The sequence below is a fragment of the Cuniculiplasma thermophilum genome (assembly GCF_052315355.1).
In the GTDB taxonomy this organism is placed as follows: domain Archaea; phylum Thermoplasmatota; class Thermoplasmata; order Thermoplasmatales; family Thermoplasmataceae; genus Cuniculiplasma.
This window is the reverse complement of record NZ_JBLSDF010000026.1, coordinates 1-25,407: the sequence shown is the minus strand read 5'-3', so window position 1 is coordinate 25,407 and position 25,407 is coordinate 1. Positions and strand designations below refer to the sequence as shown.

Here is a 25,407-nt window from a genome sequence, read left to right as displayed (position 1 = left end):
CCTGATGGCAATCCTGTCTCATTGAATTTTACTGAATAGGGTGCAACAGGTTTTCCAGAGGATATTATACTTACAGATCCTGAGTTAAAGTTCGTGACGTATACGTACCTGTTGGATGGATCAAAGGCTACTCCTTCTGGTGCTGATCCTACTGGAATTGTTGAAACCACACTGTTGGTTGAACCGTTTATAACGGAGACATTGTTGGAAAATTCAATCGTCACATATATGTATCCGTTGTATGAATCAAAGGCTACTCCATATGGATTTGATCCGAATGAAATTGTTGAAACCACACTGTTTGTTGCACCGTTTATAACGGATACACTGTCGGAGCCATAATTCGTAACATATATGTATCCGTTGGATGGATCGAAGGTTTCGCCATTTGGGCCCGATGCGACTGGAATCGTTGAGACAACCTTATTGGTTGAACCGTTTATAACGGAGACATTGTTAGAGCCATAATTCGTAACATATATGTATCCGTTGGATGGATCGAAGGCTGTCCCTTCTGGTTCTGATCCGACTGGAATTGTTGAAACAACCTTGTTGGTTGCACCGTTTATAACGGAGACGTTGTTGGAACCATAATTCGTCACATATATGTATCCGTTGGATGGATCGAAGGCTACTCCAGCTGGTTCTGATCCGACTGTAATTGTTGAAACAACCTTGTTGGTTGCACCGTTTATAACGGAGACGTTGTTGCAAACATCATTCACCACATATATGTATCCGTTGGATGGATCGAAGGCTGTCCCTTCTGGTTCTGATCCGACTGAAATTGTTGAAACAACCTTGTTGGTTGCACCGTTTATAACGGATACTTTGTTGGAAACATCACTCGCCACATATATGTATCCGTTGGACCAATCGGGAGATACTCCATATGGAGAATATCCATTTCCCGAATTTACTACATTACCGTTCAGCAGTGTGTTGTTCCACAGGAAAAGAGTATATTTTACATAACCGGCTTCTGATGAATTGTTGCTCTGAACCATTGGCGTAATACTGGAATGTATTTTCGTTATGGTAGTCCCATTAACATGATCCGTTGAGTACAGAAATGGAGTCATGAGAAATGCACAAACTACAATAACGACAAATACCTGAAGCAAAAGCATCTTTCTTGGAACGAGTATTTTTCTCATATAATGGGATATATATAGAGTTTAAAAGTTTTTTTGAATTTCCAAAATTGCATTAAATTTATCACTACAAAAGGCTGTTATTCCCTTGTATTTTGTTTCTTGTTCAATTTTCTTCTTAAGAAGTTTCTGTCAAAGGAAATTAAGTGTTATAATACAATATGAAAAATTCAGGGCTTTGCTGCCAACACTGTCCATGTTGAAAGGAGCATCCCGGATGAAATGAGAGACATGAAGTGCCACACGTGTGGTGAGTAGAAGTCAGCATGAGTGGATTGAAACGAGGATGAGGACAAAGAGACAGCGAAGCAGGAAAAGGTGGATGGATTCCGAAATAACAGGAGATGAAGACAGTATCCAAAATTTTGTTTAACATTAACATGGAATCATTCCCTCATCAATGGATAAATTTCATGAAATATAAGAGGATGCCACCTTAAAACAACGAAATGAGGCAATGAATAATGGAAGAGTTTGATAAAAAGATATTGGAAATTGTAAGGAAGACAGTGAAGGAGTTCATGGAATCTCTCATGAATGGAGAGATAGAGGCATACCTTGAAGAGAATAAGGGATCAAGGAATGGATATTATGAAAGAGATCCTGGGACAAGATACGGAAAGATTAATGATATGAGAATTTCAGGGTAACGAAATGTAAACGCCGGTTCATAATTTCGCATTTTCACTGGAATAAATGCCAATGAATCTTTCGATCGATAATCCTTCGATCGATTCCAGACCTTGCAATTGCATTTTTCAAGACTTTCTGAGCCGAATCATAGTCCATTGGATCTCCACCTTTGAACGCTACAGAATCCAGATTTATTAAAAGATAAGCATTGAGATTATTTCTTTGCGGATGTGCTGCTGTCCAATCACTGAAAAATGCCACTGAATCAGCTGCAAATCTCACATTTTTTTCTTGTCTTTCTCTTAACATGTATCCTGATTCCATATTCATCAAAAGATACATCTCTAATTCACAATCTCAGAAACTCCGATACCCTGCATCCAGAATCGTGCAAGTGCAATGAGAAATTTATCCCTCAGAGAATTGGCTGAAGCCAATATTTCCATAACCTCAGATTGTGAAAAATCCTCAGAACGCTTATTTGCTTTCGATTCCCTAATTTTCAATAGATTAGCGATTTCAGGACAGATGATCTTAAATTTCGAGAAATAGAACCTCTTCAGCCCCATCTTGAAATCACGGAGCTTATTTGCTGAATACGTTCCGTTTCTTCTGGACTTTGTCGTTTTTAGCTTTGTAATCAATTTCGTTATATTTTTCAAATTGGGATTCAGGAAAGCATCTCACAAAAACTCTGCGAGAAGACCCTATATTACTGCATATGAATAGATTCTATGAGTATAACTTCTTTAACTGAGACCGATTCAAGAAATTCCTTTATAAATTACTTTGCCGAATATGAAATATTGGCTTTCTCTAATCGCTCCATCTCCATTGCTAAATTCTCATTAATATTATAAACCGATGTATCCATTTCAAACTATCAGATAACCTTTACTCGAATACAAAGATTATATGTGGTTAATTTTCTAAATCTTTGCATTGTAATTCAGATATTATTGAGTTCTGTTTGAAAAGTATGGGAGGAAAATTAAGTCACTGTTTTATCCACATTGTTTCCAACACTCGGTGCGAGATATAAATAAGAAATAACGGAATGTTAGCATATTGAGTCATCTGGTATGCTTAATGTTTTATCACGTGGATAGTATAACTTTAGGAATACTATAAGTTCCAGATTATTTTATATTATTAGTATTAATAATATTTTAATAGAATCGAAGAATGCACCTATCATGGCATTAATAAGTGATGAATATAGAGAAAAATTAACAAAAAAATTTGCAGAAGTATTAAAGGATCCTGTTACAATGAAATTCTTCACACAGGATGATGAAAAATGTCCTTACTGCAAAGACACGCTTGGTCTCCTGCAGGAAATGACAGAACTCAGCCCAAAGATCAAACTTGAGGTACATCAGGTGGGAGATGAGGATTCAAAAAAGTATAATGTGGAAAAAAGTCCCGTGACTGTTTTGATATCTGACAGATTTCCTGATGGAAATGTGAGATACTTTGGCATCCCATCAGGCTATGAGTTCAGCTCCTTGATAGAGGATATTGAAACCTTTTCCACGGGAAACGTGGAACTGAAGGAGAAGACAGTGGAAATACTGAAAGCCATTGAAAAACCAGTAAACATAAGAGTTTTCATAACACCAACGTGTCCTTACTGCCCATCAGCAGTCAGAACAGCTCACAAGTTTTCCCTGGTTAACAAAAATATAGTCAGTGATATGGTAGAGTCCTATGAATTTGAAGAGGAATCAGAGGAAGCTGGAGTTTCAAGCGTTCCACATATAACCATAAATAAGGACACAGAATTTGTAGGTGCCCTTCCTGAGGATGAATTCCTTTCATATGTGATTGAAGCAGTCAGTGACAAACACTGAAAATCATTTTTTTTAAATACAAAAATAATATTTAACAACCAATAAACCTATTAAATCTGCAGCACTATTCCAATATGGCGTCAGGTGAAATTTTAAAGGGAATGCTTGATGAATATGGGAATAATGAAAGTGTTAAGAAAGAAATTGCCGGAATGAATAAGTCTTTTCAGTTTGTTCCAACCGATGGGCAGGAGTATTTTGTTAAAATTGAAAATGGAGAGGTAAAGTTCTCCATGGGCAAGGACGAAAAACCCACCGCAACAATAACGGCAACTGATGAGGTTCTCACAAATCTTTTTACGGGTAAAATAGACCCTGTGATGTCCTATATGACAGGAAAGATCAAAATCTCTGGTGACCTCATGAGTGCAACAAAAATAACAGGAATAGTTAAAAAAATGAGGAAGTGATCTCATGGATATAAAAAAGGCAACGGTTATTGGTTCAGGTTTAATGGGAAGTGGGATAGCTCAGGTAATTGCACAGGCAGGTTTTACCGTATCTGTATATGACAGTTTCCCTGAGGCATTGAAAAAAGGCAGGGCATCCATAGAGAACAGTCTTGAAAGACTAGTAAAATCTGGAAAGATTAAGGAAGATAATGTAAAGGATGTATTTTCAAGACTTAGTTTTACAGGCTCACTTGATGAGGCCGTTAAGGATTCCGATATAATTATAGAGGCCGTCCCTGAAATACCGGAGCTTAAGGAAAAGGTCTTCAGTGATATTGAGAAAGTAGCCAGACCAGATGCTATTTTAGCAACAAACACATCAAACATAAGAATTACAGAAATTGCAAAGGTTCTCAAGAATCCGGAAAGACTTGGTGGAATGCATTTCTTCAATCCACCAGTTTTGATGAAACTTGTTGAGGTAATAAGGGGAGAAAAGACATCGGAGGCTGTTTTTGAGACCATCTATGATTTTTCCAAGAAAATCGGAAAGACGCCAATAAGAGTCTTTAAGGATACTGCTGGATTCGTGGTGAACAGAATAAGTGCACCTGAATCCCTTTATTTTATCCTTCTTCTGGATAATAAGGTTGATACACCGCAGGCCATAGACTACTTTGCAAAGGGACAGGGCCTTCCAATGGGACCGTATGAACTTATGGATTATGTTGGCGTGGATACTGTTCTTCACTCTCTTGAATACTATGCAAAAACCCTAAGCCCCGACTATGGGAAAACAACCATAATAAAAAAGATGGTGGAAGAGAACAGGCTGGGTATTAAGACCGGAACAGGTTTTTACAAATGGGAGAATAATAAGGCCCAGATACCAAAATCTGAACCATCTTCAAAGGTTCAGCTGCTAGATGTTTTTGCTCTTGAGATTAACGAGGCTGTTAAGTTAATAGAGGACGGAGTTGCAACTCCTGACGACATAGAAAAAGGATATTCACTTGGAATGAACAGGCCGTTTGGACCAATTTCTGTGGCGAAGGGACTCACAAATAAGGAAGTTAAGGACAAACTGAATGAACTTTATGAAAAGTTCCATGTTGAGGTGTTCAGGCCTGCCAAATCCATTGAAAATGGTCTTTTAAAGGAGGCAATATCGGGCGGTTTAAAGAATGATAAGACTCAGAAGAAAGAGTCGGTTCAGGAAGATGGGGAAAAACTTGTCAGAATCGTCAGAGAAGGAAAGGTTGCCAGAATAGAGATCAGGAATGGAAAAAATAATCTTTTAAACGGAAAGGTTCTCGACCAGCTGCACGAGGCCATTCAGGAACTCTGGAACGACAGGGAGGCCAGAGTTGTGGTGGTTGCAGGAAATGACGCCGTGTTTTCAGCAGGTGCTGAACTGACACAGTATATTCCAGATGCCTTTGAATTTATTGAGAACTCCAGAAAAGGTGAAAGAACTTTCAGGGAACTGTCTGAAATGCCAAAGATAGTGATCGCAGAAATGAGAAAATATACCCTTGGTGGCGGTTTCGAACTATCCCTTAACTGTGACATAAGGATATCAACTCCAGACTGCCTTATAGGCTTCCCTGAGGTGACACTGGGACTCCTTCCAGGATGGAGCGGAAGTCAGAGGCTTGCAAAATTGATAGGCCTATCAAGGGCTACCTCTCTCATATTGACAGGAGAAAAGTTTGATGGGAAGAGAGCAGCAGAACTTGGAATTGTTTACAAACTCTATTCCGATGAGGAGATCAGAACCAAGACAATGGAATTTGCATCAGAACTGGCTGAAAAGGTTTCCCCAATTGCAGCTGCCTTGACAAAACGCCTTTTGAACAAGGGTTCTGAAGTTCCCATGGATGTCGGCCTTGAAATGGAATCCATAGCCATGGGTACAATATATACCTCCCAGGACTTTATGGAGGGTATCTCCGCCTTTGTACAGAAGAGAAAGCCTGAATACAGATTCAGGTAAAAATTTCAAATTTATTTCCTTGAAAAAAGAGTGATACTCTGTTTTGCTCTTCCATTAAAAAGACTTTTTCTTTTAAGAAAATCCTGCTTTTAAAATTATTATGGGAATAAGAATTTCATTCCACTTTGATCTTATTTCACATTTAAAAATTTGATTTTAATTTTTTGTCTCTCTTGATTTTTTATATTCAAGTGCACATTTGACAAGATTCATGTGCAGTCTTGACGGATTGAGTGGCCTTGATTTGAATTCCGCGTGATATTGAGAAGCAATGAAATTCTTTCGATCCTTCAACTCAAGTATCTCCATTCTAATCCCCTGATCGTCCTTTCCGGAAAATATCATACCGTGCTTTTCTATAATTTCAATGTAGGATGGATTTACTTCGTACCTGTGTCTGTGCCTCTCGAATATCTTTTTCTCCCCGTACAATTCCATTGCAAGCGTACCTTCTAATATGTCCACCTCCTTGGCACCCAATCTCATTGTTCCACCCATATCCTTAACATTTACCTGCTCAGGCAGTATATCGATTACAGGATTGGGCGTATCCTTTGCAAATTCTGTGCTGTTTGCGTCCTTAATTCCGAGAACATTTCTGGCAAATTCAATGACTGCAACCTGAAAACCAAGGCAGATACCTAGAAATGGCACATTGTTCTCCCTTGCATATTTAACTGCGGAAATTTTCCCTTCAACGCCTCTGTATCCAAAACCTGGGGTTACAAGAATTCCGTCAAGGTCCTTCAGTATGGATATATTATCCTTAACCAAGTCAGAATCTATCCATTTGAGTGTGACTCCGATACCAGTGTTTCCGGTTGCATGATTGAACGCCTCCTTATGACTGATATAGGCATCGTGAAGTTCCGTATATTTCCCTATTATGCCTATTACAACATTTTCATCAGGATTCATTAGCTTTTCCTTGTATTGTGTCCATGTATCCACAAAGTTTGATGTCTGAAGATTGAGGTTTTCTTTTATTATTTCTATGGTTCCCTGTTTTTCTATTATCTCAGGTACCTGATAGGCGTTCTCAGCCTCATATACGCTTATAATGGCCTCCTCAGGTACATCTGTGAAAAGTGAAATTCTTCTCCTCGAATCCCCCGTTAATGGTTTAATTGATCTGCACATCAGTATATCAGGCTGAATACCAATCTCCTTCAGTGCCTTTACACTGTGCTGTGTTGGTTTTGTCTTCTGTTCCATTTCCTTGCCAATTTCCGGAACAAGTGTTACGTGAACGAATGTGACCTGCCCCTTTTCTTCCCTCCTTAACTGTCTTAGAGCCTCTAGAAATGGCATTGATTCTATATCTCCAACTGTTCCTCCAACTTCAATCACAAGCAGGTCAAGTTCCTCCTTAAGTGATACCTTTCTTATTCTTCTCTTGATTTCATTGGTAATATGGGGAATTATCTGAACTGTACTGCCCAGATATTCTCCCCTTCTCTCCCTCTCTATGACCTCCTTGTAAACCTTTCCTGTAGTTATATTATTGTCACCGGATAGACTCTTGTCAAGGTATCTTTCATAATTGCCAAGATCAAGATCAACTTCACTTCCATCATCCAGTACGAAGACCTCCCCGTGCTGATAGGGATTCATTGTACCAGCATCATAATTCAGATAGGGATCAATCTTTAAGGCACTAACTTTCAAACCACTGTTGGATAAGATGTGGCAAAGACTGGAGGCAATCGTCCCCTTTCCTATACCCGAAAGAACACCTCCAGTTATAACAATATATTTCATTTTTCACTGAATTGTAATTAAATATTAAATTTAATTGTAATATTGTTCCTTTTGTAAAACTCCATTCTATTGGTCTTGATCTGGATTCAGTAGTTCAAATATGAACACATCAACGAATCCGTTTCCCGGAACATAGTGATCCTTTTTCATTGAACCAACCTTCTGGAAGCCATTCTTTTCCAATACTCTCATGGATGATGGATTTACGGAATATACGTTAGTGTACAATTTCCTCAGATTCATCTCTCTGAAAGCGAATTCAACCATCAGGGATGTGGCCTCTGTCATTATCCCTCTACCCCAGTAATTGCTGTTCAGGTAGTATCCGATGTGCCCCCTTCGATCCTTATCAATGTCATTTACGCCTATTACGCCTATGGTTTCCATGGTCTCATTATATTTTATGCTTAGATTGACAGATTTGCCTGCAATGTTTGCGTAATTATCTATCCATTCATACTCTTCAACCAGTGAATATATCTTTCCCGGTGTTGAAAGGGTTCTGTGAACTACTGGATCATTTATTATTCTGTAAAGATAGGGTGCATCCTCCCTGGTAAGTATCCCCAGAGAGGATATTTTCCCCTTTTTAATCAAAACTGGTTCCATGGGAAACCGATCCTTTGGTTCTATATTATTAATGGTATTGATTCGCATCCTTTGAACTGACAACTGGAGCATGCAAGAATTAAATATCTGGTTATTTTATGGATATTTATTAAATATGGTTTCTCATTCTCTCCTTCCACAGGAAATTTTCGGTTATTCTCAATTCACCATATACCTCGTATTAATTCTTATAGGTATTGCCCTGACCTTCCGGGGAAAGACCGCATGGAAATTCATAACTGTAGCTCTTGGAGCGTACATAGGTTTTGTGATTACCGCACTTTTGATCGTGAGATTGCATGTTACAGGAGCACCAGATATCCTGATTTTGGCAATTGGAGCAGTTCTTGGTGGACTTATCTTTTCCTTTGTAGCCCAGGTTGCTGTGTGTGTTGCACTGGGTGGGGGGATTGGACTTGGCATTTATATTTTCACACCTGCTGGGATAGTTTTTGCGGCCATAGTAGCACTCATTGTTGTGGTGATTGCCTATATAAGATTTGAAAAGGTATCCCTGTATGTTGCTGCATTTGTGGGAGGACTGGCCATATGGTTTGCCCTTTACGGTATGGGAATGCCAAATGTCAGTGCACAGGTATTTGCAACTGCCATAATGATAAGCGGCATAATTCTTCAAAAATATGAGGAAGAAACAGGAAAAAATCAGAATAAACCAAAAAGACCTGGAAGAGAAAGTTCTATTGATGATGAGTACTAAGCTTGTTGATAAATTCCACCGCATCGCAATTGCAAACGTAATCCGCCATGTGGTATATTGGGGCCTCAGGGTTATTGTTTATGGCCAGTATGGTCTTAGCGTACCTCAGCCCGGCCATATGGTTATCCATGCCGGCAATACCGATGGCAATGTAAAGATCTGGAGAAATCGATACACCCGTTATACCAATCTGGGTCTGACTTGGCATTAGCCTCATATCGACTACAGGTCTCGTGGCACCAACTGCGATACCATTATCCTCACAGAACTTGACTATCTTTTCTATATTCTCTCTTCCCTTTACTCCCCTTCCTATACCAACAACAACAGGTGATTTCTGCACCGGAATAAAACGACTTTCAATCATTTCAATCTTGTTTATCCTGTATTTGCCAGAAGATGGGAGACTTCTTGTTTCAACTGAAAAAGACTGATCTGTTATGTTCATTCTGAACATTCCTGGTCTGATTGTGGCCATTTCTGGCTTTGTCCTTGAGTATATTTTTGCAACTATTCCTCCACCAAAGGCTGGCTTAAACTGAATAAGTTTTCCCTTTTCATATCTGATGTCCACACAATCGGCAGTAAGTCCAAGAGAACGTTTTGCAGCTATAATTCCTGCAATGTCCCTCCCCATGGAGTTTGAGGGAAAAAGGACAAAATCAGGATTCTTCTCAGCGATTATATGGTCAATTTCCTCTGCCAGAGAGAATATGTCATCACCTTGAAAATATATGTATTCTGATGCTGTCATGCCCTGGAGATCTTCTGGTTTTATATTTCCTGCCATAACCACTCTGAATTTTTCCTCCAATGCAACTTCGTTGAGCTTTGATGCTATTTCCATGGGAGTAAACGGATCACCAATAGCTATCCCCAGAATATTACCATTGGAAAAATCCCCATTTATTTTGACCATGTCGATATTTTGATCCTTTTTCCTGTTTTTTATGTGCTCAGATATCATTTCAAGAGCCGTTTCTTCATTGATCAATTCACCCTTTCTCTGATTATTTATGGACTCCGTGCCATCAACCACAGTCAGTGATCCTTTACTACCGTCAAAATCAAGATTCAGAGTCCTGGAATCAACAGTTACAATCCTTTCCGTCATATCGGGCGCATTCTCATCCACCTTCCTGGCTCTGTTAATCTTTTCACTTACAGACAGCAAAAGGGGAAGCTTTGTTTCAATATATCTTATTCCGCCTTCGAATTCCTGCCTTATCTCAACCCTATCTTCCTTAAATTCAATCTTTGCCACGTTGGAAAAGAAATCCATGTTTAACATTGTTGCAGTCTCAGGTGGTACCTGAGATGTTTCTCCATCCAGAGAATACCTTCCTGCCAGTATTAGATCAGGATTTCTTGTTTGAACGAATTTTGAGAGTATATAGGATGTCGCCCAGGTATCAGATCCCCCAAACTTTCTATCAGTTATCAGAAAGGCTCGGTCTGCACCCATTTTCAGAGCTTCGTTGAGCATTGTTGATGCCTGTGGAGGACCCATTGAAACAACTTCAACTTCCGCTCCTGAATTTTCTTTAATCCTTATTGCCTCCTCCAGTGCCCTTCGGTCATAGGCATTCATATTGAGAGGTACATTCTCTCTTATTATTCTCCCTGTGGAAGGATCAAATTTAATTTTATTTACATCAGGAACCTGTTTAGCCAAAACTAGTATTTTCATACTTCAACCATCACATCCCCGTTTTCTACCTTTACGTGATATGATTTGAGGGGAGAGATGTCACCAGAACCTTCTGGAGGGCTTATTACACTTCCATCCGTGGGATTAAAGGTTGCAAAATGATTTGGGCATATTAACTGGTGGTCATCCATGAAACCATCAGAAAGATCGTATTCTTCGTGCGTGCACAAATATGATGTGGCGTAGAAGTTGTTGCCATCCCTGATGATCAATACCTCAGTATTTCCTGCCTTAACCTTTGCAAGGTCTCCGTCCTTCAGACTGCTCTCTTTTCCCACTTTGTACCAAGTCATAGTTGTTCAATAATTCCAAGGTATTTAGAATTATTGAAGTTTAAATGTGATGTGATCACAAGGGAATGAAAAGGATTAATAAAGTTTATAATATGGAGTTACGTGGATGAATCTGGAAGAACCAACAGATCAAGCCTCAAAGTCATTGAAGGAATCAAGAAAATAGGAAATCCTTCCCTTTCAGAGCTTTCAAAGGAGCTTGGAATATCAAAAACCGCCGTACTTAAGCATATATATTCACTGGAAAGACAGGGATATGTACAGAGGACATATGTTACCACTGGGAGAGGAAGACCAATTTGTAGAATTTCTATAACTGAAAATGCAGCCAGTGAACTTCAGAACATTTATCAGCAAATTGCACAGGAGGCTCTATCTTACATAGAAGAGAATTTCGGATGTTCAATCATAAACAGGATCATGGAAATGAGAAATGATAAACTCATTACAAAATATAAGAATACCCTGAATCAGTTGGATTATGGAGAAATGGTGAAGAAGCTTGCTGAGATAAGGGACAGGGAAGGGTACATAGCTGAAAGCGACCATATAAGCGAGGGCATTTACCAGTTGAAGGAGTATAATTGTCCACTCATAAAAATAGCTGAAAAATACAGAACAGCCTGTGAATATGAAAGAAAATTTTTCGAGGATTTGCTTGGAATGGAAGTTTCCATAGTAAAGACGGTCTTCGACGATGTTCACGGATGTACATTCCTCATAAAGGAAAAGTACTGATATATTAAAAGGAATAGACTCAGAATAGATTTTCATGGAATGTTATAAATTTGATTCAGTGATAACCATACATGGATGCCCAGGAAAAAAACAAGATCCTAGAGGCTGGAAAACTTGGAAGGATGGCTTTGGAATATGCCCAAACCCTCATAGAACCAGGAGCCCTATTTCTGGATGTTGCCGAAAAAACTGAAAATTACATAATTGAAAATGGAGGAAAACCCTCATTCCCGCTTAATCTTTCAATTAACAATGAAGCGGCTCATTATACACCTGCGCCTAATGACAAAAAAACATTCAAAACAGGTGATCTCGTTAAGGTGGACATAGGGGCTCAGGTGGACGGATATATTTCAGATAATGCAGCCTCCATGGAGGTTGGAGGAAAGGGGCAGTATAGTGATCTTATAGACTGCTCGAGAGAGGCATTGAATGCAGCCTTAAAGGTGCTGAGACCAAACGTTGAGATAGGAAAAATTGGCGCTGCCATAGGTTCAAAGATTGAATCTTTCGGTTTCAAGCCGGTTAAAAATCTTGGTGGCCATGGCATAAAAAGATACGACCTCCATTCAACCATATTCATTCCCAATTATGACGATGGCAATGGAAGGAGAATAGAACCTGGCCAGCTCATTGCCATAGAACCCTTTGCATCCACTGGTATAGGGATGATACACAACGGACCAGGAGGAAACATTTACATATTCAGTGGAACAAAACCAAAGAAGGGAGATCCTGTAATTGAAAACTTTAACACTCTTCCCTTTGCAGAAAGATGGCTTGCCAGGGTTATGCCTGACTATAAGGACTATCTGAGAAAAAATCTCTTCATGAAGCAGATATCACATTTCTCTGTGCTGAAGGAACATAAGGGAGCCATGATCTCCCAGGCTGAACATACTATTCTTTTTGATGGGGATCAGGTTATTGTTACCACTTTATAGTTCCAGTATCTTTTTCATGGCCAATTCGAGGGTTTTTTCCATTGATAAGTTTCCAGGTATCATAAGAAATTCCTTTGAAAACAGACCCATTTTTATTGACTCCAAGTATATCTCATAAACATTTTTCAGATAATCGGCCTTTTCAAACATCTTCAATTTCCCTGATGAATTGAATCGATCCTTGAACATTTCAGAATTGAAATCTATGAATATTGTGAGATCAGGTTGTATATGGGATATGGAAAGTGTGCTATTCATCCACTTGTAAAATGATTGGTAATCAGAAAAGAATTCTTTTAGGTACACTCCCTGATATGCCATGGTTGAGAGGGTGTATCTATCACATATTACTGTCCTCCTTCTCTTCAGGTTGTCTTCTATCTCCCTGTTGTGCCACAACCTATCCCGAAGAAACATAGCTGTAAGAATAAGGGATTCGTCCTTATCCAATCTATTAAGTATATGAAGACCTTCGTCAATGTGCTCGGTGGGTTCATGAGTCAATACAACATCACGGTTCATTGAAACCAGTTTCGAAAAAATGGATTGGGAAAGTGTAGTTTTTCCTGATTTGTCTATTCCCTCCAGAACTATGAATTTGCCCTCCATTCTATTCCTGCCAATCTTCATTGTCTTGGTATATATTAGATTTGGCGAAATGACCTTGAAGTCAAATCAAAAGACCAGATTAGAAAAATCTTTCAAAAATGATTTAAACAACATCTGATTATACGCATATGTCTGGTACTGGTTTTAACACAAGGGCTGTTGGTTCGGGAGAGATAAAGGATGAGGATTATGGGAACGTGGTAACACCCATTTTTGAAAATGCCACCTTCATCTATCCAAATAATAACCCATCCAGAAAGGAAGATAAGAATACGAAGGATTCCTATATATATTCAAGGTGGGGGAATCCAACTGTAACTGCTCTGGAGGAGAAATACGCATCACTTGAAGGGGCAACCCATTCTCTTGCATTTAGCAGTGGTATGGCTGCCATTACCACATTGATGTTATCTCTTGATATGAATAGGAAAAAGATTCTTTCAGTCATAGACCTTTACGGTCAAACCTTAAGTTTCTTCAAGAATAAATTCACGAAAATGTCCGGGAATATGGTTGAACTTGTAACAACAGATTCATTGAATGATATGGAAATAAGCTCAAAGGAATATGGTGCGGTATACCTTGAGAGCATCACAAATCCCTCCATAAAAGTGGCCGATATCAAAAATATTGGAAAGAAATGCAGGGAAGAGGGGGTAACACTGATCGTAGATGCAACATTTGCATCACCTTTTAATCAGAATCCTCTTGAAATGGGCTCTGACTTTGTTGTACATAGCGGAACAAAGTATCTAAACGGCCACTCCGATACAATGTCTGGTTTTATTGGAAGCAACAGGGATTTGACTTTACAGTTTGACATGAGAAAAAACCTGGGCGGTACAATAGACTCTTTCCAGGCTTATCTTGTTCAGAGAGGTATGAAAACTCTCGGATTAAGGATGGAAAGACACAACAAAAACGCAATGGAGATTGCAGAATTTCTGCAGGAACAATCAAATGTATTGGAGGTCTTTTATCCTGGACTTGAAGACAGTCCATATCATCAAATTGCAAAGAGGAATCTGAAGGGATATGGAGGAATGTTATCCTTCAGAGTAAAGGGCGGGCTTGAAGGTGCCAGGAAATTCATATTTGCCCTTAAACACATATCCCCCGCCCCAAGTCTTGGTGGTGTAGAATCACTTGTGACCTTACCCGTTGATACTTCCCACGGTTCAGTTAACCCTCAGGATAGAAAAATTATGGGAGTCACCGAAGATATGGTGAGATTGTCTGTTGGAATTGAGGATTCCGACGATCTTATTGAGGATATTTCTAGATCTCTTTCACAGATAGCTTAGAATTGCCGCCATTTGACTTAACTCTATTCTCTTTTTCTATATAATAGAGGAAGAAACCAATTAATATGGTTATAGTGCCAATATAAAAGGCTTTTTCTCCAAGGGCAAACATGATCAGGGCCGAGAGTAATATGGAAACAATTTGAGTGATCGGATAAAGCGGTGAGGAGAATTCACCTTTCATCTTTCTCCTTCTTAGTATTACCACGGCCAGTCCGGTAAGTGAATATGAGAAGATGACACCAAAATTGGAGGCAAGTGCAATGCTCTGAACATTTCCTATAAAAAGTGATCCAACTGCAAGCACTCCCACAAGGAGAGTTGCTCTTTTTGGTGAATCTGCTTGCCTTCCCTGAATCCATTTTGGCAATAATTTATCCTGACTCATCTGAAGAAGCGTCCTGGAACCTGCAACTATCATTGATACTGTAACTGTGAAGGTTGCTATTATGGCAACCAGATCAACAATATATTCTACAATTATAGGAGCATGAGCAAAAACCAGGGCATTGTAAAGAGGATCAGCTGTGATTCCATACTTTGAATATGGCATGAGGGCAAGCATCCCAAAGATAATCACTATGTATAGGGTTGTGCTTATAATTAATGCAGCCAAAATGGCAAAGGGAACGTTTTTTCGGCTATTTTCAACCTCAGGGCCAAGTGTCGCAATTGTATTGAACCCAGAATAGGCGAAGAATGCCAGTGAAGCTGCTTCAATGATGCTCTCTGGACCATCTGGTGCAATGGGCGTAAATCTTGAAAATGTCCAGTGTCCATAGAAAATTGCCACAGTAATGAAAGAAATGAGACCAATGATGGTTATGAATACAAGAACATGCTCAACCTCTGCCACCCCGTTAATGCCTCCATAATCAAGGGCAGTGGCTATCATTATAAGAATTGCAGCCAGAATAATTATTCCGTATGATGGAATTTTGAAGAATGACAGCATATATGAGCCAAATCCTATGCTAACTGCAGATGCCGCAATTGCATAAGATATGGCTCTGAGCCATCCAACTACGAAACCAGCGGAATCGCCAAGGGATACTTTTGTAAATGAATAAAGACCGCCGTGAGATACGATCTTTGATGACAACTCGGCACTGTTCAGTGCTATGGTAAGAGCCAGTATGGCTGTAACTATAAAGGCAATTATGGCTCCTGGTCCTGCATCTCTTATTGTGGTTCCTGCCAGCACAAATATGCCGGCACCAATTATATTCCCAAGACCAATAAAAGTAGCCTGCCACTTATTAAGCATGGAGTGGCATATTTTAATCTGGAATTAGTTTTTCTATGTATCTATTCTAAGAAAATTTATATCGATTATCGATATATACCCATAATGGAATCTTATGCCTCAAACCAGAATGATTTCGGTTACATGAATGACCTGAGATCAATGTACATAATAATGAAATACCAGATCAAGTTTTATCTGAAGACTAGACGATTCATTGCAATGCTAATAATTGTTGCACTTATTACATCTCTTACAGTGGGGATAGACCTATATGAAGGTGTAGCAAAGAGCACAGCTGGAATTCCAAATTCAGCAGCATTTGTTTCCGGAGGTCTTTCCGGCACCCTTGTTCTTTCCATCGGAGTTGTTGCTGCCTTTTTTGGTGGTGATGCTACAAGCATTGAAACAGGAACAAACTCGGGATATTTCATAATGACACAACCAGTGAGAAAGATTTCAATCTTAATTGGAAGATATCTTGCCGCAGTCTTACTTGCCTTTGCGCTCATACTGATTGAATATGCTGGTGTTGCAGGTTTAAGTCAGGATTTTTACGGAACAATAACTCCGAATATACTTCCATCCATTGTTGAAGCACTCTTTCTAATAGGAGCATTCATGGCTCTTGCTTTTCTCTTCAGTTCTCTATTCAAGAACCCACTAATTGGAATTCTTTTCTCCGTAATCGTATTCGTCATTGTTTTTAACATTATATCGGTAATACTTGAAGTTACCAATATTGAACCCTGGTTTATACTCACCTATGGAAGTGATGTTGTGACTGAAATACTAAATCCATCTGCAATTCAGCATACTTTGATCAGACATGTTCCCGGTGGAATTTCCATAACAACCTATCAACCCTATATATGGGAAGGAAACGTAATAATGGGAGGGTATCTTATCATTTCCCTGATTTTGTCATACGTAATATTCAGGGTTAAGGAGGTGAGGCCGCAATGAGCATCAGTATGAGCCTGGAAGTGAACGACCTTTCAAAAATTTATGGAAAATTCAAAGCTGTGGATCACATCAGTTTCCATATAGAAGGCGCGGGTGCTACTGCCTATCTTGGTCAAAATGGAGCCGGAAAGACCACGACCTTTAAAATGATGACGGGACTCATAAAACCGAGCACAGGAAGCGTCAAAATTGGAGGTTACGACATAGTCAAAGATAGAAAGAGAATTCTTTCAGGAATTGGAGCCCTTGTGGAAACTCCGGAACCATATCCATCCCTGACGGTTGAGGAGTCCATGATGATGGTGGGTGAACTAAAGGGAATGAAGAAAAAAGATGTGGAAGATCACATTGAAAACTTTGGGAAAAAAGTGGAGATCCCTGATCCTTCCAGAAAGGTAGGCACTCTTTCAAGGGGTCAAAGGGCCAGAGTTGTATTTGCAGCTGCCTTTCTAAACAATCCATCCATCATATTTCTGGATGAACCGACAAACGGTATGGATCCGGCTGAGAGAAAAATCATTCGTGATGTTATCCTGGAATGGAAGAAGGAACATATGATAATGCTGAGCTCCCATCTCCTTCAGGAAGTGACTGATACCTGCGAAAATATAATTTTCATAAATCACGGAAGATTGGCTGTGCAAGATAAGACCAGAGAAATAGAGAGAAAATTCAACTCTAAAAGTGTCAGGGTTCAATTTCTGGATAAGGTTCCACTTTCAGATATGTTAAATGCAAATCTTGTCAGTGCGGAGAAAATAGAGGAGGAATCTGCAAATTCTTTCATTGTCTATTTCGATGGAGCCCTTGAAAATAAGGCACAGATACTAAATCAATGCATGAGATTGGGAAGAGTGATATCATATTCCGATTACGAGTCTTCTCTTGAAGAGGCCTTTGTAAATCTAATAAGGGAAAACAGATAATTATAATCCTTATTTTTTTGGTTCGATGTTTGAAAGAATTACTTGGTCTTTACTGAAATGGCTTTTAGAAGGGAATTATTCCAATGCGTGCGTAACTTACTTATTTTATATTGAATTTTATCACCATTATCAATATTATGATCATCCATATGAAAAGTAATGGCAGAATCCATTATGGCACCCCTTGAAATGAGCTAATATTTCGTTCCTTTCATATTCCGCCATACTGTTTCAAGGTTATTTCAAATTTTCATCTCTGTTTCCATCTATTAATCTCAGAAAATTGCCAGTGAAAATCTATGATGAGAGATTGAATTTATTCCTTCACCTTCTTTAATTTTATATCTCTTTAACTCAACCGAAGTGAGGTGATGAGCCTTTGTTGATTTATATTCCCTAAGATCTCTATAATGTATTATGGAGTGCGAAAGTTGTGCAATCACATATTGGTATAAACCATCGTTGCTTGATCATTATTAAAGGGTTTAATTCTCCCTATACTTTGAGGAAATGCGTTTTTAAATTTGAATAATCATTTTGGCTTCTTTTATTTTATGAATCATTGTAATTGGATATACCAATAGCTGAGAATAGACTTGGTAAGGGGATAAAATAGTCATAGGATAAGTATACAAAATATACGCTGGTAAGTAGGAAATAAGCAGACACATTTATGAGATTCTTTAAAAGAAAAGATTAAAAAAGATTATAATGTAACTTATGTGTTAATGCAAATATATACTGAATTATGATCATTTCCAATGGAAAGCAGGATGATTCGTCTTATTTCCAGGGTATTAGAAAAAACCGCAGGTAATGTTTATTATTTAAATTGTCATATTATTTAGTTTATTATCAATCACACAACATATATGAAAAAAGATACCAATATTAACATTATAGATGCCGTAAGCATTGACCTGTAATTAATTAATTTTGTTCTTAATTGTGCAAAGCTAAGTGTCAGAATTAAGACAAATTCTACTTCAAGTATATCGAAAAAATAGGATGCATTACTCAAATGAGAAAATCGCAATAATACTTCAGAAACAACCGGAAATAATAGTGCAAAAAAAAGTAACGTGCTTATTAGATACTCTTCCTCTCTATCAGGCGTAAGGAAATACTTGTGAACGATGTAATCTATATTGTATTTTGTCCTTATATTTCCCGAAATAGAATACTGAAACATGTTAGAATATGGATCATAATTCCAGTGAATTTCACTGTGACGTAAAGTCACTTCATTGTCCTGAGAATTTGAACCTTTATTATCTATAAAAAAAACCATTTCTTGATTTTTAGTTACTGCAAAGGGTGAAGGACTTTTACTAATTGTTAATCCCTCCTCAAGATTTGAAAAGATACTTATAGTCTCCTTATCATAAAAACTAATTTTATCATAGTACTGTGCTTCCTGAAATATAATGCCTCGCTTTATTTTTGATTCACTGATATAGTTCATAAACAATTTTTCTTGATGCCCAGGAGGTAATGGCTCATTTAAAATAATCCACAATAAATAAATTTCATTTGATCTAAATTGATTTATGATTTCCTCATTAATTTTCCCGTTATTTCTTTTCAATATTTCGCTTTTAGGTAGATATACAACATTTGTATTCTTTTTATCTAGTATATCTAAATCATTTCTAAAATCATCAATTTGTAGTATAATCTCATTAATTTCGTCATTACTTCGATTTTGGAACGTTAATTCTTCTGTCACGTATTTTTTAGACTCACGTGCTGGATGGTTATAGCTAATTCGTCTTGTCAGGATTTCTAAGCCGGCAGGAAAGTAAAACAATAACACTACCCTTTATGAAAATCATTTTTTGTTTTTCTTAATTGGGTATTCATATACTCGTTTCCCAGTCAGTATATTTACTGAAGGAAGGTAATCCCCACTTTTTTTAGGTTTTTTCCTTACTTCTACATAATCGCAATCTAGAATTTCATTTACAATTTCGTTTACATTTTTCTTATTTTTTTTATTATTTTCGTATGTACTTTGCATATTTCCATGCCTTTTTTTATACTATAGATTATAACTTGTATTTATAGTTAATTAGATCATTTTATTATCATATCTTCATAATTTTGAGGTTTTGTTTGAGCATTTGAATGTACATTCCTAATACCATTCTTTTCATAATTATCCACCCCCGTTTCATTGCATATTCTTTTCCATATTCACTTCATATAATGTCTCTCACATATGCATTTGTATAATTTCCATTTTGAGTTTTCTTCAGTGTTGTTTCCTGCCTCTCTGACAACTTTGATGACCACCTCCTTGAATATCCCGGTATTAAGACCCTGGTATCCTTAATGATTTTGTCTCTTCTGCCATGAATAGCCCATCGTATTTTTTGTACCCAATTTTCTTGAAGCCTTTTCTACATGATCGCCTTCATACCTGTATCTTATGAATAGAAGCCTGCTTATTATATTTGAGATTCTCTCGAGATTTCTTATAGTCCTTTTTAGAACTTTTTCTATGATTTTCCCCTGAATTTTGAAGATTTCGGGTTTGCCCATGAATATGTAATTATTGTAAATAAAAAATGCCAGTAATGAACTATGATTAGATTTTATTTACGAAAAAGCTGAATCGTTTCAAAGGTAGTACACAAATACCCCTATCATTCTGAAAAACTGGATCTGTCTAACTCTTTCTAAGGGAAGTAATGAACCTTTGTTGATTTATGTTCTCTAAAATCCCTATAATGTAGTGTTGAAAACGAACGTTAACATAAACAACTATGAAGCAAAATTATTCTCGGGAAGGGATTTAAGGGCCACATTATTCCTCAGAGCATAAAAATACAGTAAATATCTAAACATCCTACGATAGATTATTTCACCACCTGATGCTTGTAAGCACATAATCCCTTAATATAAAATACAGTGAAATATAGATTGGCGATTAAAACTATTGCTGCCCCACTTCTCAATTTTCCAATAAATACATACAAATGATTAAATAACGATCTAATAATATGGTTTTAGGTGATTGAATGGTTAAGCTTGAAGATCTAGACTACAAACCAAAGCCAATAGATGAAAATTTTGCCGAGGATACCACAAATTACCCGGTTACTGGTAAGCACCATGACCATGAGGTAAGAGCTGAAGGCATTCAAAGAATGGATGCAGATGGAAAGCCATATCCTACCAAGAATGGGATTCACGGAACCAAGGTAGCAGTTGATTGGGAAACCTGCATAGCAGATGGTGCGTGCATGGATGTTTGCCCAGTTAGCCTATATGAGTGGGTATTGAACCCAGGACAGATGGGAACAGGCAACAGTAAGGACATCTCTGGTGACAAAGAATTATACGCGAAATACAGAACTGACAAATGCGATCCTGTAAGGGAAAACGAGTGCATATTCTGTATGGCATGCGAGAGTGTCTGCCCGACAAGAGCAATCAAAATAACACCATAAACACATATTTTTTATAGCCCCGTGGTGTAGTGGCCAAGCATACCGGACTTTGGATCCGATGACGGCAGTTCAAATCTGCCCGGGGCTGTGGACTTTAATATGATCCGAGTTGTAGGTAGAACGGGATTCTCTGAGCGTCTGGAGAAGAGTATGAAGGTCAAGGATATAATGGAACAGCTCAGGCTTTCTGAAGAAAGATTTGTATCCCTGCTGAATGGAACTCCGGTTACAGGTGATGAAATTGCCAATCCCGACGATGATTTAGCTTTTATTGAGATCTTCTCTGGCGGGTAGAATAGGCCTCCTGTAACTCATATATTCCTTGTAGCTTTTCTGATCCTTTATTTTTTCCCAAACATCCATTATTTCAATGCTGTCCTTCAATTTATTTATGTTATGTCCGAGATTCAATTTCCCAATATTGTTCATTAATATTTCTTTGAATTCAGTCTCCTCACGATAAATGTCAAAGTAAATTCTTCCGGATTCAATGTATGGACCCCTCCTTCTCAATTTACTGTTAGAATACTTATTAATAAAGGAAATGGAATTAGAATTTTCAGCCGGTGGTCCTTCCCTTTTTTCGAATTTTTTAAGTTTTCCATCTTCCAACTCTATCAATATATCCATATTTTCTGAGTTTAATAAAATGTGACTGTTAATGTAATGAAAGCCTTTTGAAATCAATAGATTTACAATACTCTTCTTTGCAAGTTCAAGTTGAGGTGCAAGGATGTCATCTATAATGTCTGGCCTTGGGAATCTTAAAATTGCAATGTAACTTTCTTCTATGGCGTTAAAATCAATATTCACCTCTTGATCATAGGTAAAGAAGAAAATGTCTGGATCGTTTATATAGAACTTTGAGGCCACCTTCAATACGGAGAGATTTGTCTCATTTACAGCAGCTGCTGCATTCCTCTGTTCATCCACAGGATCTATTATGACTACTGGTGAATTGAATCTTGAAGTTAGTTTCTCTCTCCCAATGATAAGATTTCCCTTTAAATTGGAAATATATTCCATGAACTTTTGAAAACTTTTGAATTCCAGAATTATGAGTTCACAGACATATCCGGAAAACCCTGATGTTTTCAGTTCTGAACCATATATCCCCTGCCTTTTCATAAATAGTTTTAAAAGTACTGCCTCCCTCTTCATCTCTTCACTCATCACCTTTTGCATGTATATGGTGTGAAGAGGTGTACGATCAACTGAGGATATTATGCCACTGTTCATTTCAACCTTGTAGCATGGCACTATATCCACCTTAATTCCATTCACCAGACCTGAAACATAGGGATGTTCCGCATACTTGGCCAGCCCATCCGGTATTATTTCAAAACCGATGTTAAGTCCGATCTTTTCAATCTCTTCCCTTGAATACTTCTTTGAGAATCTTATAAAGATGTCCAGATCACTGTTCTTTAATTCCGTTCCCCTCGATTGAGACCCAACAAGGATAGAATCAGCTTCTATCTCCATCTGCTGCAACCTATCATCTATCCTGCGAATTATTATGCTTGAAATTTCCTTTTTTTCCTCTCTTTCTCTTTGACTAGGGAGGTATCTATTAAGGACATAATTGAAATCGATTTTGCTTTTGGAGGCCTCCATAAATTCACGCTTATTTATTTTATGATTTTTCAGAAAGAATTTTCATTATTGCATCCGCAGGTTCTCCCTCACTTGCGCGAAGAGATGCCAGGGCCTTTTCCCTTGAGCAGTTAGCCTGTTCCATAACAAGCTTAACATCAGCCTCGGGAAATTCCTCCTTTTTCTCTTCCTCTTTTTTCACTGTTGATTGAACTTCCTTTATATTACCTGTGATCTGGAATGTTTTTTGCCCCTGAGCCTCAATTGCTATCACCTGTGGATTTTCAATAATATAATTTTTTGGACCTGCTTCCATGATTATTCTCTTCACGTCAGTCATTTCTGTGGATTTTATGCCCATTTGCTGCATCATTCTTCTCATTTCTCTTGAATTCATCTTTCCAGGCAACATAAAACTACCAATACAACTCAGGATAAATTATTTATTGTGATTCGGTAAAGGAAAAGATGCTTCAATTCAAAATACATTTACCATTAACAAGGGTTTAAAAAAGGGCTCTTTTTGGAGTCAAAATTAATTCCTGTCCGACTAAGGATGCATATACCATTTTGTTAAAGTTGAAAAATTTGGTAAATCTCGCAAATGTTAAATAAAGCGAGAGTATTTGGAGACTATTCCATACTAAGCCGTGATAGCTCAGTAGGGAGAGCGCCAGACTGAAGATCTGGAGGTCGCTGGTTCAATCCCGGCTCACGGCATTCCATACTTGGTTAAATCCTTGCATATCTGAAGAAACCTTTTTTCGCAATTACTTTATATGTTACGGGTGCAAATTCTGGGACATATTACCTAAGAATTAGCGAGTTAAGGTTACTAAATAAAACAGGAAATTTTACACCTTCAAGCATCTAATTCATAAAGATTATTTACCATGAAATAGATGCAAAGAAGATATCTATGGATGTTAATTACGATGATTTCATAAAATACTGCAAAACCCTAGAGGGGCAAACTTTAGATACCATTGGTAAAAGAAGTTTATTTACGGTTTTTTCTGTAAATGAAGATAAGATAACATTCCTTCTTTTCAACGGGAACTTTAGAGCGACCCAGAAATTTATAATTCAAGAGGTCTTAAAAAAATTTAATGATAGCTATTCCTTGAAGACTACATCATATACGGATATAACCCAAGCATCTTCGTATACCTTAAGTCTAATAAAGAAATATATAGAAAGAGGATGAATTAGAGTCATTATGTGGTAAATCACTCATCACGAAGGACGCTTTTCAAAGGGAGACCGCTCCCTCATACCTTCCCCTTCGGTCTATGTATATAGAGAAAAACGAAAACGAAGGTAGTCGTGGTGACCGTGTCCGGCCAGATGACCCACTTGATATAAATCAAAATTCTAAGAACACTGAAGAATCATCTGAAACGGATACTTTTGATCCTTTAATTGCAAAAGATCTTCCAGGAATGGCTAAGGAAGAAATAATGGATCTAATTGTTGAGAAAATGATCCAGAAGGGTCAAAAAATGAACAAGAAGCCCGAAGGCATTCTTTAAGAATTGGCTAGTATGGCCTACAAAGAATTGAATATGGAGGTGGATAGAAATAACAAAGAAGATTAAGAAACAAAGCAAATGAAGGAAGGTGGCTGATTCCTTTCACCTTCGGCTAAAGCATGTTCTTGGTGATGCATCGCTTCTGAGCCTCCTTGCCGCATTCGAAGTCTTATCAATACCTGCTGCAATGGATATTTTTGGATTTGCGAGGTTAATTGCAGGGTTACATGGATAAGTGTTGCCCTAATCAGTGGTGGTGTGGCTCTGTACCTCCATGGGGAAGAGTAGACAAAATTTATATTTATTGGCGCATTCTATATCCGTGGATCAGTCTTATACAAAAACTCAAAAGAGTAAGTCAACTCTTATTCTTTCATATATAATGATGCTAAGCGGTGCGCTCTTATTGGCGTACGCTTTTGGCGCATTCAACTTTATCTAAACCTATTTAAATTACACAGTTTTCAGTCAATTCGTTTTTATTCAAGTCAAATTTCAAATCAACGTTGACATGTCAAAATGTATATTTTGACATGCTGGGACTTTGCACAAGGGATATAACGCTTACACTCGGGGAAAGCCTCAATTATAAAATATAATATATCAGATGATTCCTATTCCGTTGAGTATCAGAAGAATGCTTCCAATCATACCTGCAATATACAGATATTTGATTATGTCCACTTTCTTCCTTCTATACACGTTCTTTTATCTCACATTGCTATTTATAAGTTTTCTTCTCTTCATGATTAAGGTATCCTGCGGCCAGTCCTGAAAGCATTGCTGTTCCGAACCATACATCAGAAGCCGATACTTTTGTCAAAATTTTAGTAACCTGACTTTCCGAATCTTTACCACCATTAATTTCTGATTTGCGGCTTTATTACTGGTTCATGAACAGGGAGAAAGCTTATTAATAATGGTGGTATTTCCCACCATTACATCAAAGAATCAGGTAATTGAAAAAACTG

At 37.9% G+C, this 25,407-nt stretch carries 29 protein-coding genes and 2 tRNA genes; 17 read left to right on the top strand and 14 right to left on the bottom strand.

Annotated elements, in window-relative coordinates; genetic code table 11:
* Positions 1-1,157: beta-propeller fold lactonase family protein (locus ACNF42_RS05915; protein WP_443339767.1), on the bottom strand; the 1,157-nt coding region annotated here is incomplete at its 3' end.
* Between the two features lie 247 nt (positions 1,158-1,404).
* On the opposite strand from ACNF42_RS05915, the gene ACNF42_RS05910 reads away from it, so the two are divergent.
* Positions 1,405-1,527, top strand: coding sequence for a hypothetical protein (locus ACNF42_RS05910; RefSeq protein WP_443339766.1), 123 nt, complete (start codon positions 1,405-1,407; stop codon positions 1,525-1,527).
* Between the two features lie 91 nt (positions 1,528-1,618).
* Positions 1,619-1,804 carry a hypothetical protein gene (locus tag ACNF42_RS05905; RefSeq protein WP_443339765.1) on the top strand — a complete coding sequence of 62 codons (186 nt, stop codon included), beginning with the start codon at positions 1,619-1,621 and terminating at the stop codon, positions 1,802-1,804.
* A 34-nt stretch (positions 1,805-1,838) separates the two neighbouring features.
* Here ACNF42_RS05905 and ACNF42_RS05900 read toward each other — a convergent pair whose 3' ends face one another.
* The gene (locus ACNF42_RS05900; RefSeq protein ID WP_443339763.1) at positions 1,839-2,120 is read right to left on the bottom strand and encodes a hypothetical protein; all 282 of its coding nucleotides are present in this window, start codon (positions 2,118-2,120) and stop codon (positions 1,839-1,841) included.
* 11 nt (positions 2,121-2,131) lie between these two features.
* Positions 2,132-2,449, bottom strand: a complete 318-nt coding sequence (locus ACNF42_RS05895; protein ID WP_443339762.1) for a hypothetical protein — start codon at positions 2,447-2,449, stop codon at positions 2,132-2,134.
* A 534-nt stretch (positions 2,450-2,983) separates the two neighbouring features.
* Here ACNF42_RS05895 and pdo point away from each other — a divergent pair.
* The 3 genes from pdo (at position 2,984) to ACNF42_RS05880 (ending at position 6,028) form a co-directional block, all read left to right on the top strand.
* Entirely contained in the window at positions 2,984-3,640 is a 657-nt protein-coding gene (pdo, locus tag ACNF42_RS05890) for a protein disulfide oxidoreductase (RefSeq protein ID WP_443339760.1), read from the top strand.
* 74 nt (positions 3,641-3,714) lie between these two features.
* Positions 3,715-4,050: an SCP2 sterol-binding domain-containing protein gene (locus ACNF42_RS05885; protein ID WP_443339759.1), complete on the top strand. Its 336-nt coding sequence runs from the start codon at positions 3,715-3,717 to the stop codon at positions 4,048-4,050.
* A 4-nt stretch (positions 4,051-4,054) separates the two neighbouring features.
* Positions 4,055-6,028: a 3-hydroxyacyl-CoA dehydrogenase/enoyl-CoA hydratase family protein gene (locus ACNF42_RS05880; protein WP_443339757.1), complete on the top strand. Its 1,974-nt coding sequence runs from the start codon at positions 4,055-4,057 to the stop codon at positions 6,026-6,028.
* Positions 6,029-6,184: 156 nt separating this feature from the next.
* On the opposite strand, the gene pyrG is transcribed toward ACNF42_RS05880, so the two are convergent.
* Together pyrG and ACNF42_RS05870 are read right to left on the bottom strand one after the other, a co-directional pair.
* Positions 6,185-7,789, bottom strand: coding sequence for a CTP synthase (gene pyrG / locus ACNF42_RS05875; protein ID WP_443339755.1), 1,605 nt, complete (start codon positions 7,787-7,789; stop codon positions 6,185-6,187).
* Positions 7,790-7,855: 66 nt separating this feature from the next.
* Positions 7,856-8,470 (bottom strand): GNAT family N-acetyltransferase, encoded by a 615-nt coding sequence (locus ACNF42_RS05870; protein WP_443339753.1) that lies wholly within the window; start codon positions 8,468-8,470, stop codon positions 7,856-7,858.
* Between the two features lie 43 nt (positions 8,471-8,513).
* Here ACNF42_RS05870 and ACNF42_RS05865 point away from each other — a divergent pair, with 43 nt between their 5' ends.
* The gene (locus ACNF42_RS05865) at positions 8,514-9,116 is read left to right on the top strand and encodes a hypothetical protein (protein WP_443339751.1); all 603 of its coding nucleotides are present in this window, start codon (positions 8,514-8,516) and stop codon (positions 9,114-9,116) included.
* Here the strand turns inward: ACNF42_RS05865 and ACNF42_RS05860 are convergent.
* Positions 9,097-10,806 (bottom strand): FAD-binding protein, encoded by a 1,710-nt coding sequence (locus ACNF42_RS05860; RefSeq protein ID WP_443339749.1) that lies wholly within the window; start codon positions 10,804-10,806, stop codon positions 9,097-9,099. The genes ACNF42_RS05865 and ACNF42_RS05860 overlap by 20 nt on opposite strands.
* Positions 10,803-11,120, bottom strand: a complete 318-nt coding sequence (locus ACNF42_RS05855) for a Rieske (2Fe-2S) protein (protein ID WP_443339748.1) — start codon at positions 11,118-11,120, stop codon at positions 10,803-10,805. Before ACNF42_RS05855 ends, ACNF42_RS05860 begins: the two co-directional genes overlap by 4 nt.
* A 102-nt stretch (positions 11,121-11,222) precedes the next feature.
* On the opposite strand from ACNF42_RS05855, the gene ACNF42_RS05850 reads away from it, so the two are divergent.
* Positions 11,223-11,858: a helix-turn-helix transcriptional regulator gene (locus tag ACNF42_RS05850; RefSeq protein WP_443339746.1), complete on the top strand. Its 636-nt coding sequence runs from the start codon at positions 11,223-11,225 to the stop codon at positions 11,856-11,858.
* A 71-nt stretch (positions 11,859-11,929) separates the two neighbouring features.
* The gene (gene map, locus ACNF42_RS05845; protein WP_443339745.1) at positions 11,930-12,802 is read left to right on the top strand and encodes a type II methionyl aminopeptidase; all 873 of its coding nucleotides are present in this window, start codon (positions 11,930-11,932) and stop codon (positions 12,800-12,802) included.
* Here map and tmk read toward each other — a convergent pair.
* Positions 12,797-13,432 carry a dTMP kinase gene (gene tmk / locus ACNF42_RS05840; RefSeq protein WP_443339743.1) on the bottom strand — a complete coding sequence of 212 codons (636 nt, stop codon included), beginning with the start codon at positions 13,430-13,432 and terminating at the stop codon, positions 12,797-12,799. The two genes, map and tmk, sit on opposite strands and share 6 nt — an antisense overlap.
* 107 nt (positions 13,433-13,539) lie before the next feature.
* Here tmk and ACNF42_RS05835 point away from each other — a divergent pair, with 107 nt between their 5' ends.
* The gene (locus ACNF42_RS05835) at positions 13,540-14,715 is read left to right on the top strand and encodes a trans-sulfuration enzyme family protein (RefSeq protein WP_443339741.1); all 1,176 of its coding nucleotides are present in this window, start codon (positions 13,540-13,542) and stop codon (positions 14,713-14,715) included.
* Here ACNF42_RS05835 and ACNF42_RS05830 read toward each other — a convergent pair.
* Positions 14,690-15,982 (bottom strand): APC family permease, encoded by a 1,293-nt coding sequence (locus ACNF42_RS05830; RefSeq protein WP_443339739.1) that lies wholly within the window; start codon positions 15,980-15,982, stop codon positions 14,690-14,692. The genes ACNF42_RS05835 and ACNF42_RS05830 overlap by 26 nt on opposite strands.
* A gap of 84 nt (positions 15,983-16,066) precedes the next feature.
* Between ACNF42_RS05830 and ACNF42_RS05825 the strand changes: the two genes are divergently transcribed.
* On the top strand, positions 16,067-16,927 hold the full coding sequence (locus ACNF42_RS05825; protein WP_443339738.1) for an ABC transporter permease: 861 nt from the start codon (positions 16,067-16,069) through the stop codon (positions 16,925-16,927).
* The gene (locus ACNF42_RS05820) at positions 16,924-17,853 is read left to right on the top strand and encodes an ABC transporter ATP-binding protein (protein WP_443339737.1); all 930 of its coding nucleotides are present in this window, start codon (positions 16,924-16,926) and stop codon (positions 17,851-17,853) included. Before ACNF42_RS05825 ends, ACNF42_RS05820 begins: the two co-directional genes overlap by 4 nt.
* An 859-nt stretch (positions 17,854-18,712) precedes the next feature.
* Here ACNF42_RS05820 and ACNF42_RS05815 read toward each other — a convergent pair.
* The 3 genes from ACNF42_RS05815 to ACNF42_RS05805 all read right to left on the bottom strand — a co-directional run bounded on the left by ACNF42_RS05815 (position 18,713) and on the right by ACNF42_RS05805 (position 20,397).
* Entirely contained in the window at positions 18,713-19,582 is an 870-nt protein-coding gene (locus ACNF42_RS05815) for a hypothetical protein (RefSeq protein ID WP_443339735.1), read from the bottom strand.
* 102 nt (positions 19,583-19,684) lie between these two features.
* Positions 19,685-19,873 carry a hypothetical protein gene (locus ACNF42_RS05810; RefSeq protein ID WP_443339734.1) on the bottom strand — a complete coding sequence of 63 codons (189 nt, stop codon included), beginning with the start codon at positions 19,871-19,873 and terminating at the stop codon, positions 19,685-19,687.
* A 311-nt stretch (positions 19,874-20,184) separates the two neighbouring features.
* Entirely contained in the window at positions 20,185-20,397 is a 213-nt protein-coding gene (locus ACNF42_RS05805) for a hypothetical protein (protein WP_443339732.1), read from the bottom strand.
* 479 nt (positions 20,398-20,876) lie between these two features.
* Between ACNF42_RS05805 and zfx the strand changes: the two genes are divergently transcribed.
* The 3 genes from zfx (at position 20,877) to ACNF42_RS05790 (ending at position 21,602) form a co-directional block, all read left to right on the top strand.
* Entirely contained in the window at positions 20,877-21,308 is a 432-nt protein-coding gene (gene zfx, locus ACNF42_RS05800; protein ID WP_443339731.1) for a zinc-containing ferredoxin, read from the top strand.
* Positions 21,309-21,323: 15 nt separating this feature from the next.
* Positions 21,324-21,396 (top strand) — tRNA-Gln (locus ACNF42_RS05795).
* Positions 21,397-21,407: 11 nt separating this feature from the next.
* Positions 21,408-21,602 carry a MoaD/ThiS family protein gene (locus ACNF42_RS05790; RefSeq protein ID WP_443339730.1) on the top strand — a complete coding sequence of 65 codons (195 nt, stop codon included), beginning with the start codon at positions 21,408-21,410 and terminating at the stop codon, positions 21,600-21,602.
* On the opposite strand, the gene cca is transcribed toward ACNF42_RS05790, so the two are convergent.
* Positions 21,570-22,925, bottom strand: coding sequence for a CCA tRNA nucleotidyltransferase (gene cca, locus ACNF42_RS05785; RefSeq protein ID WP_443339729.1), 1,356 nt, complete (start codon positions 22,923-22,925; stop codon positions 21,570-21,572). The genes ACNF42_RS05790 and cca overlap by 33 nt on opposite strands.
* Positions 22,926-22,944: 19 nt before the next feature.
* On the bottom strand, positions 22,945-23,316 hold the full coding sequence (locus ACNF42_RS05780; protein ID WP_443339728.1) for a nascent polypeptide-associated complex protein: 372 nt from the start codon (positions 23,314-23,316) through the stop codon (positions 22,945-22,947).
* Positions 23,317-23,551: 235 nt separating this feature from the next.
* Here ACNF42_RS05780 and ACNF42_RS05775 point away from each other — a divergent pair.
* From ACNF42_RS05775 to ACNF42_RS05765, 3 genes are all read left to right on the top strand, one after another.
* Positions 23,552-23,624 (top strand) — tRNA-Phe (locus tag ACNF42_RS05775).
* 572 nt (positions 23,625-24,196) lie between these two features.
* The gene (locus ACNF42_RS05770) at positions 24,197-24,436 is read left to right on the top strand and encodes a hypothetical protein (RefSeq protein ID WP_443339727.1); all 240 of its coding nucleotides are present in this window, start codon (positions 24,197-24,199) and stop codon (positions 24,434-24,436) included.
* 88 nt (positions 24,437-24,524) lie between these two features.
* Complete coding sequence (locus tag ACNF42_RS05765; protein WP_443339726.1) at positions 24,525-24,671, top strand: hypothetical protein; 147 nt, start codon at positions 24,525-24,527, stop codon at positions 24,669-24,671.
* The last annotated feature ends 736 nt before the right edge of the window (positions 24,672-25,407 follow it).

What these genes read in the sequence shown, in the direction of transcription:
- ACNF42_RS05835 (WP_443339741.1), top strand. Translation starts at nt 13,540, where the DNA reads ATGTCTGGTACTGGTTTTAACACAAGGGCTGTTGGTTCGGGAGAGATA.
- ACNF42_RS05865 (WP_443339751.1), top strand. Translation starts at nt 8,514, where the DNA reads ATGGTTTCTCATTCTCTCCTTCCACAGGAAATTTTCGGTTATTCTCAA.
- pdo (WP_443339760.1), top strand. Translation starts at nt 2,984, where the DNA reads ATGGCATTAATAAGTGATGAATATAGAGAAAAATTAACAAAAAAATTT.
- ACNF42_RS05905 (WP_443339765.1), top strand. Translation starts at nt 1,619, where the DNA reads ATGGAAGAGTTTGATAAAAAGATATTGGAAATTGTAAGGAAGACAGTG.
- ACNF42_RS05880 (WP_443339757.1), top strand. Translation starts at nt 4,055, where the DNA reads ATGGATATAAAAAAGGCAACGGTTATTGGTTCAGGTTTAATGGGAAGT.
- pyrG (WP_443339755.1), bottom strand. Translation starts at nt 7,789, where the DNA reads ATGAAATATATTGTTATAACTGGAGGTGTTCTTTCGGGTATAGGAAAG.
- zfx (WP_443339731.1), top strand. Translation starts at nt 20,877, where the DNA reads ATGGTTAAGCTTGAAGATCTAGACTACAAACCAAAGCCAATAGATGAA.
- ACNF42_RS05780 (WP_443339728.1), bottom strand. Translation starts at nt 23,316, where the DNA reads ATGTTGCCTGGAAAGATGAATTCAAGAGAAATGAGAAGAATGATGCAG.
- ACNF42_RS05855 (WP_443339748.1), bottom strand. Translation starts at nt 11,120, where the DNA reads ATGACTTGGTACAAAGTGGGAAAAGAGAGCAGTCTGAAGGACGGAGAC.
- ACNF42_RS05820 (WP_443339737.1), top strand. Translation starts at nt 16,924, where the DNA reads ATGAGCATCAGTATGAGCCTGGAAGTGAACGACCTTTCAAAAATTTAT.
- ACNF42_RS05810 (WP_443339734.1), bottom strand. Translation starts at nt 19,873, where the DNA reads ATGCAAAGTACATACGAAAATAATAAAAAAAATAAGAAAAATGTAAAC.
- ACNF42_RS05885 (WP_443339759.1), top strand. Translation starts at nt 3,715, where the DNA reads ATGGCGTCAGGTGAAATTTTAAAGGGAATGCTTGATGAATATGGGAAT.
- ACNF42_RS05825 (WP_443339738.1), top strand. Translation starts at nt 16,067, where the DNA reads ATGGAATCTTATGCCTCAAACCAGAATGATTTCGGTTACATGAATGAC.
- cca (WP_443339729.1), bottom strand. Translation starts at nt 22,925, where the DNA reads ATGGAGGCCTCCAAAAGCAAAATCGATTTCAATTATGTCCTTAATAGA.
- ACNF42_RS05870 (WP_443339753.1), bottom strand. Translation starts at nt 8,470, where the DNA reads ATGCTCCAGTTGTCAGTTCAAAGGATGCGAATCAATACCATTAATAAT.
- ACNF42_RS05770 (WP_443339727.1), top strand. Translation starts at nt 24,197, where the DNA reads ATGTATATAGAGAAAAACGAAAACGAAGGTAGTCGTGGTGACCGTGTC.
- ACNF42_RS05805 (WP_443339732.1), bottom strand. Translation starts at nt 20,397, where the DNA reads ATGGGCAAACCCGAAATCTTCAAAATTCAGGGGAAAATCATAGAAAAA.
- ACNF42_RS05790 (WP_443339730.1), top strand. Translation starts at nt 21,408, where the DNA reads ATGATCCGAGTTGTAGGTAGAACGGGATTCTCTGAGCGTCTGGAGAAG.
- tmk (WP_443339743.1), bottom strand. Translation starts at nt 13,432, where the DNA reads ATGAAGATTGGCAGGAATAGAATGGAGGGCAAATTCATAGTTCTGGAG.
- map (WP_443339745.1), top strand. Translation starts at nt 11,930, where the DNA reads ATGGATGCCCAGGAAAAAAACAAGATCCTAGAGGCTGGAAAACTTGGA.
- ACNF42_RS05830 (WP_443339739.1), bottom strand. Translation starts at nt 15,982, where the DNA reads ATGCTTAATAAGTGGCAGGCTACTTTTATTGGTCTTGGGAATATAATT.
- ACNF42_RS05860 (WP_443339749.1), bottom strand. Translation starts at nt 10,806, where the DNA reads ATGAAAATACTAGTTTTGGCTAAACAGGTTCCTGATGTAAATAAAATT.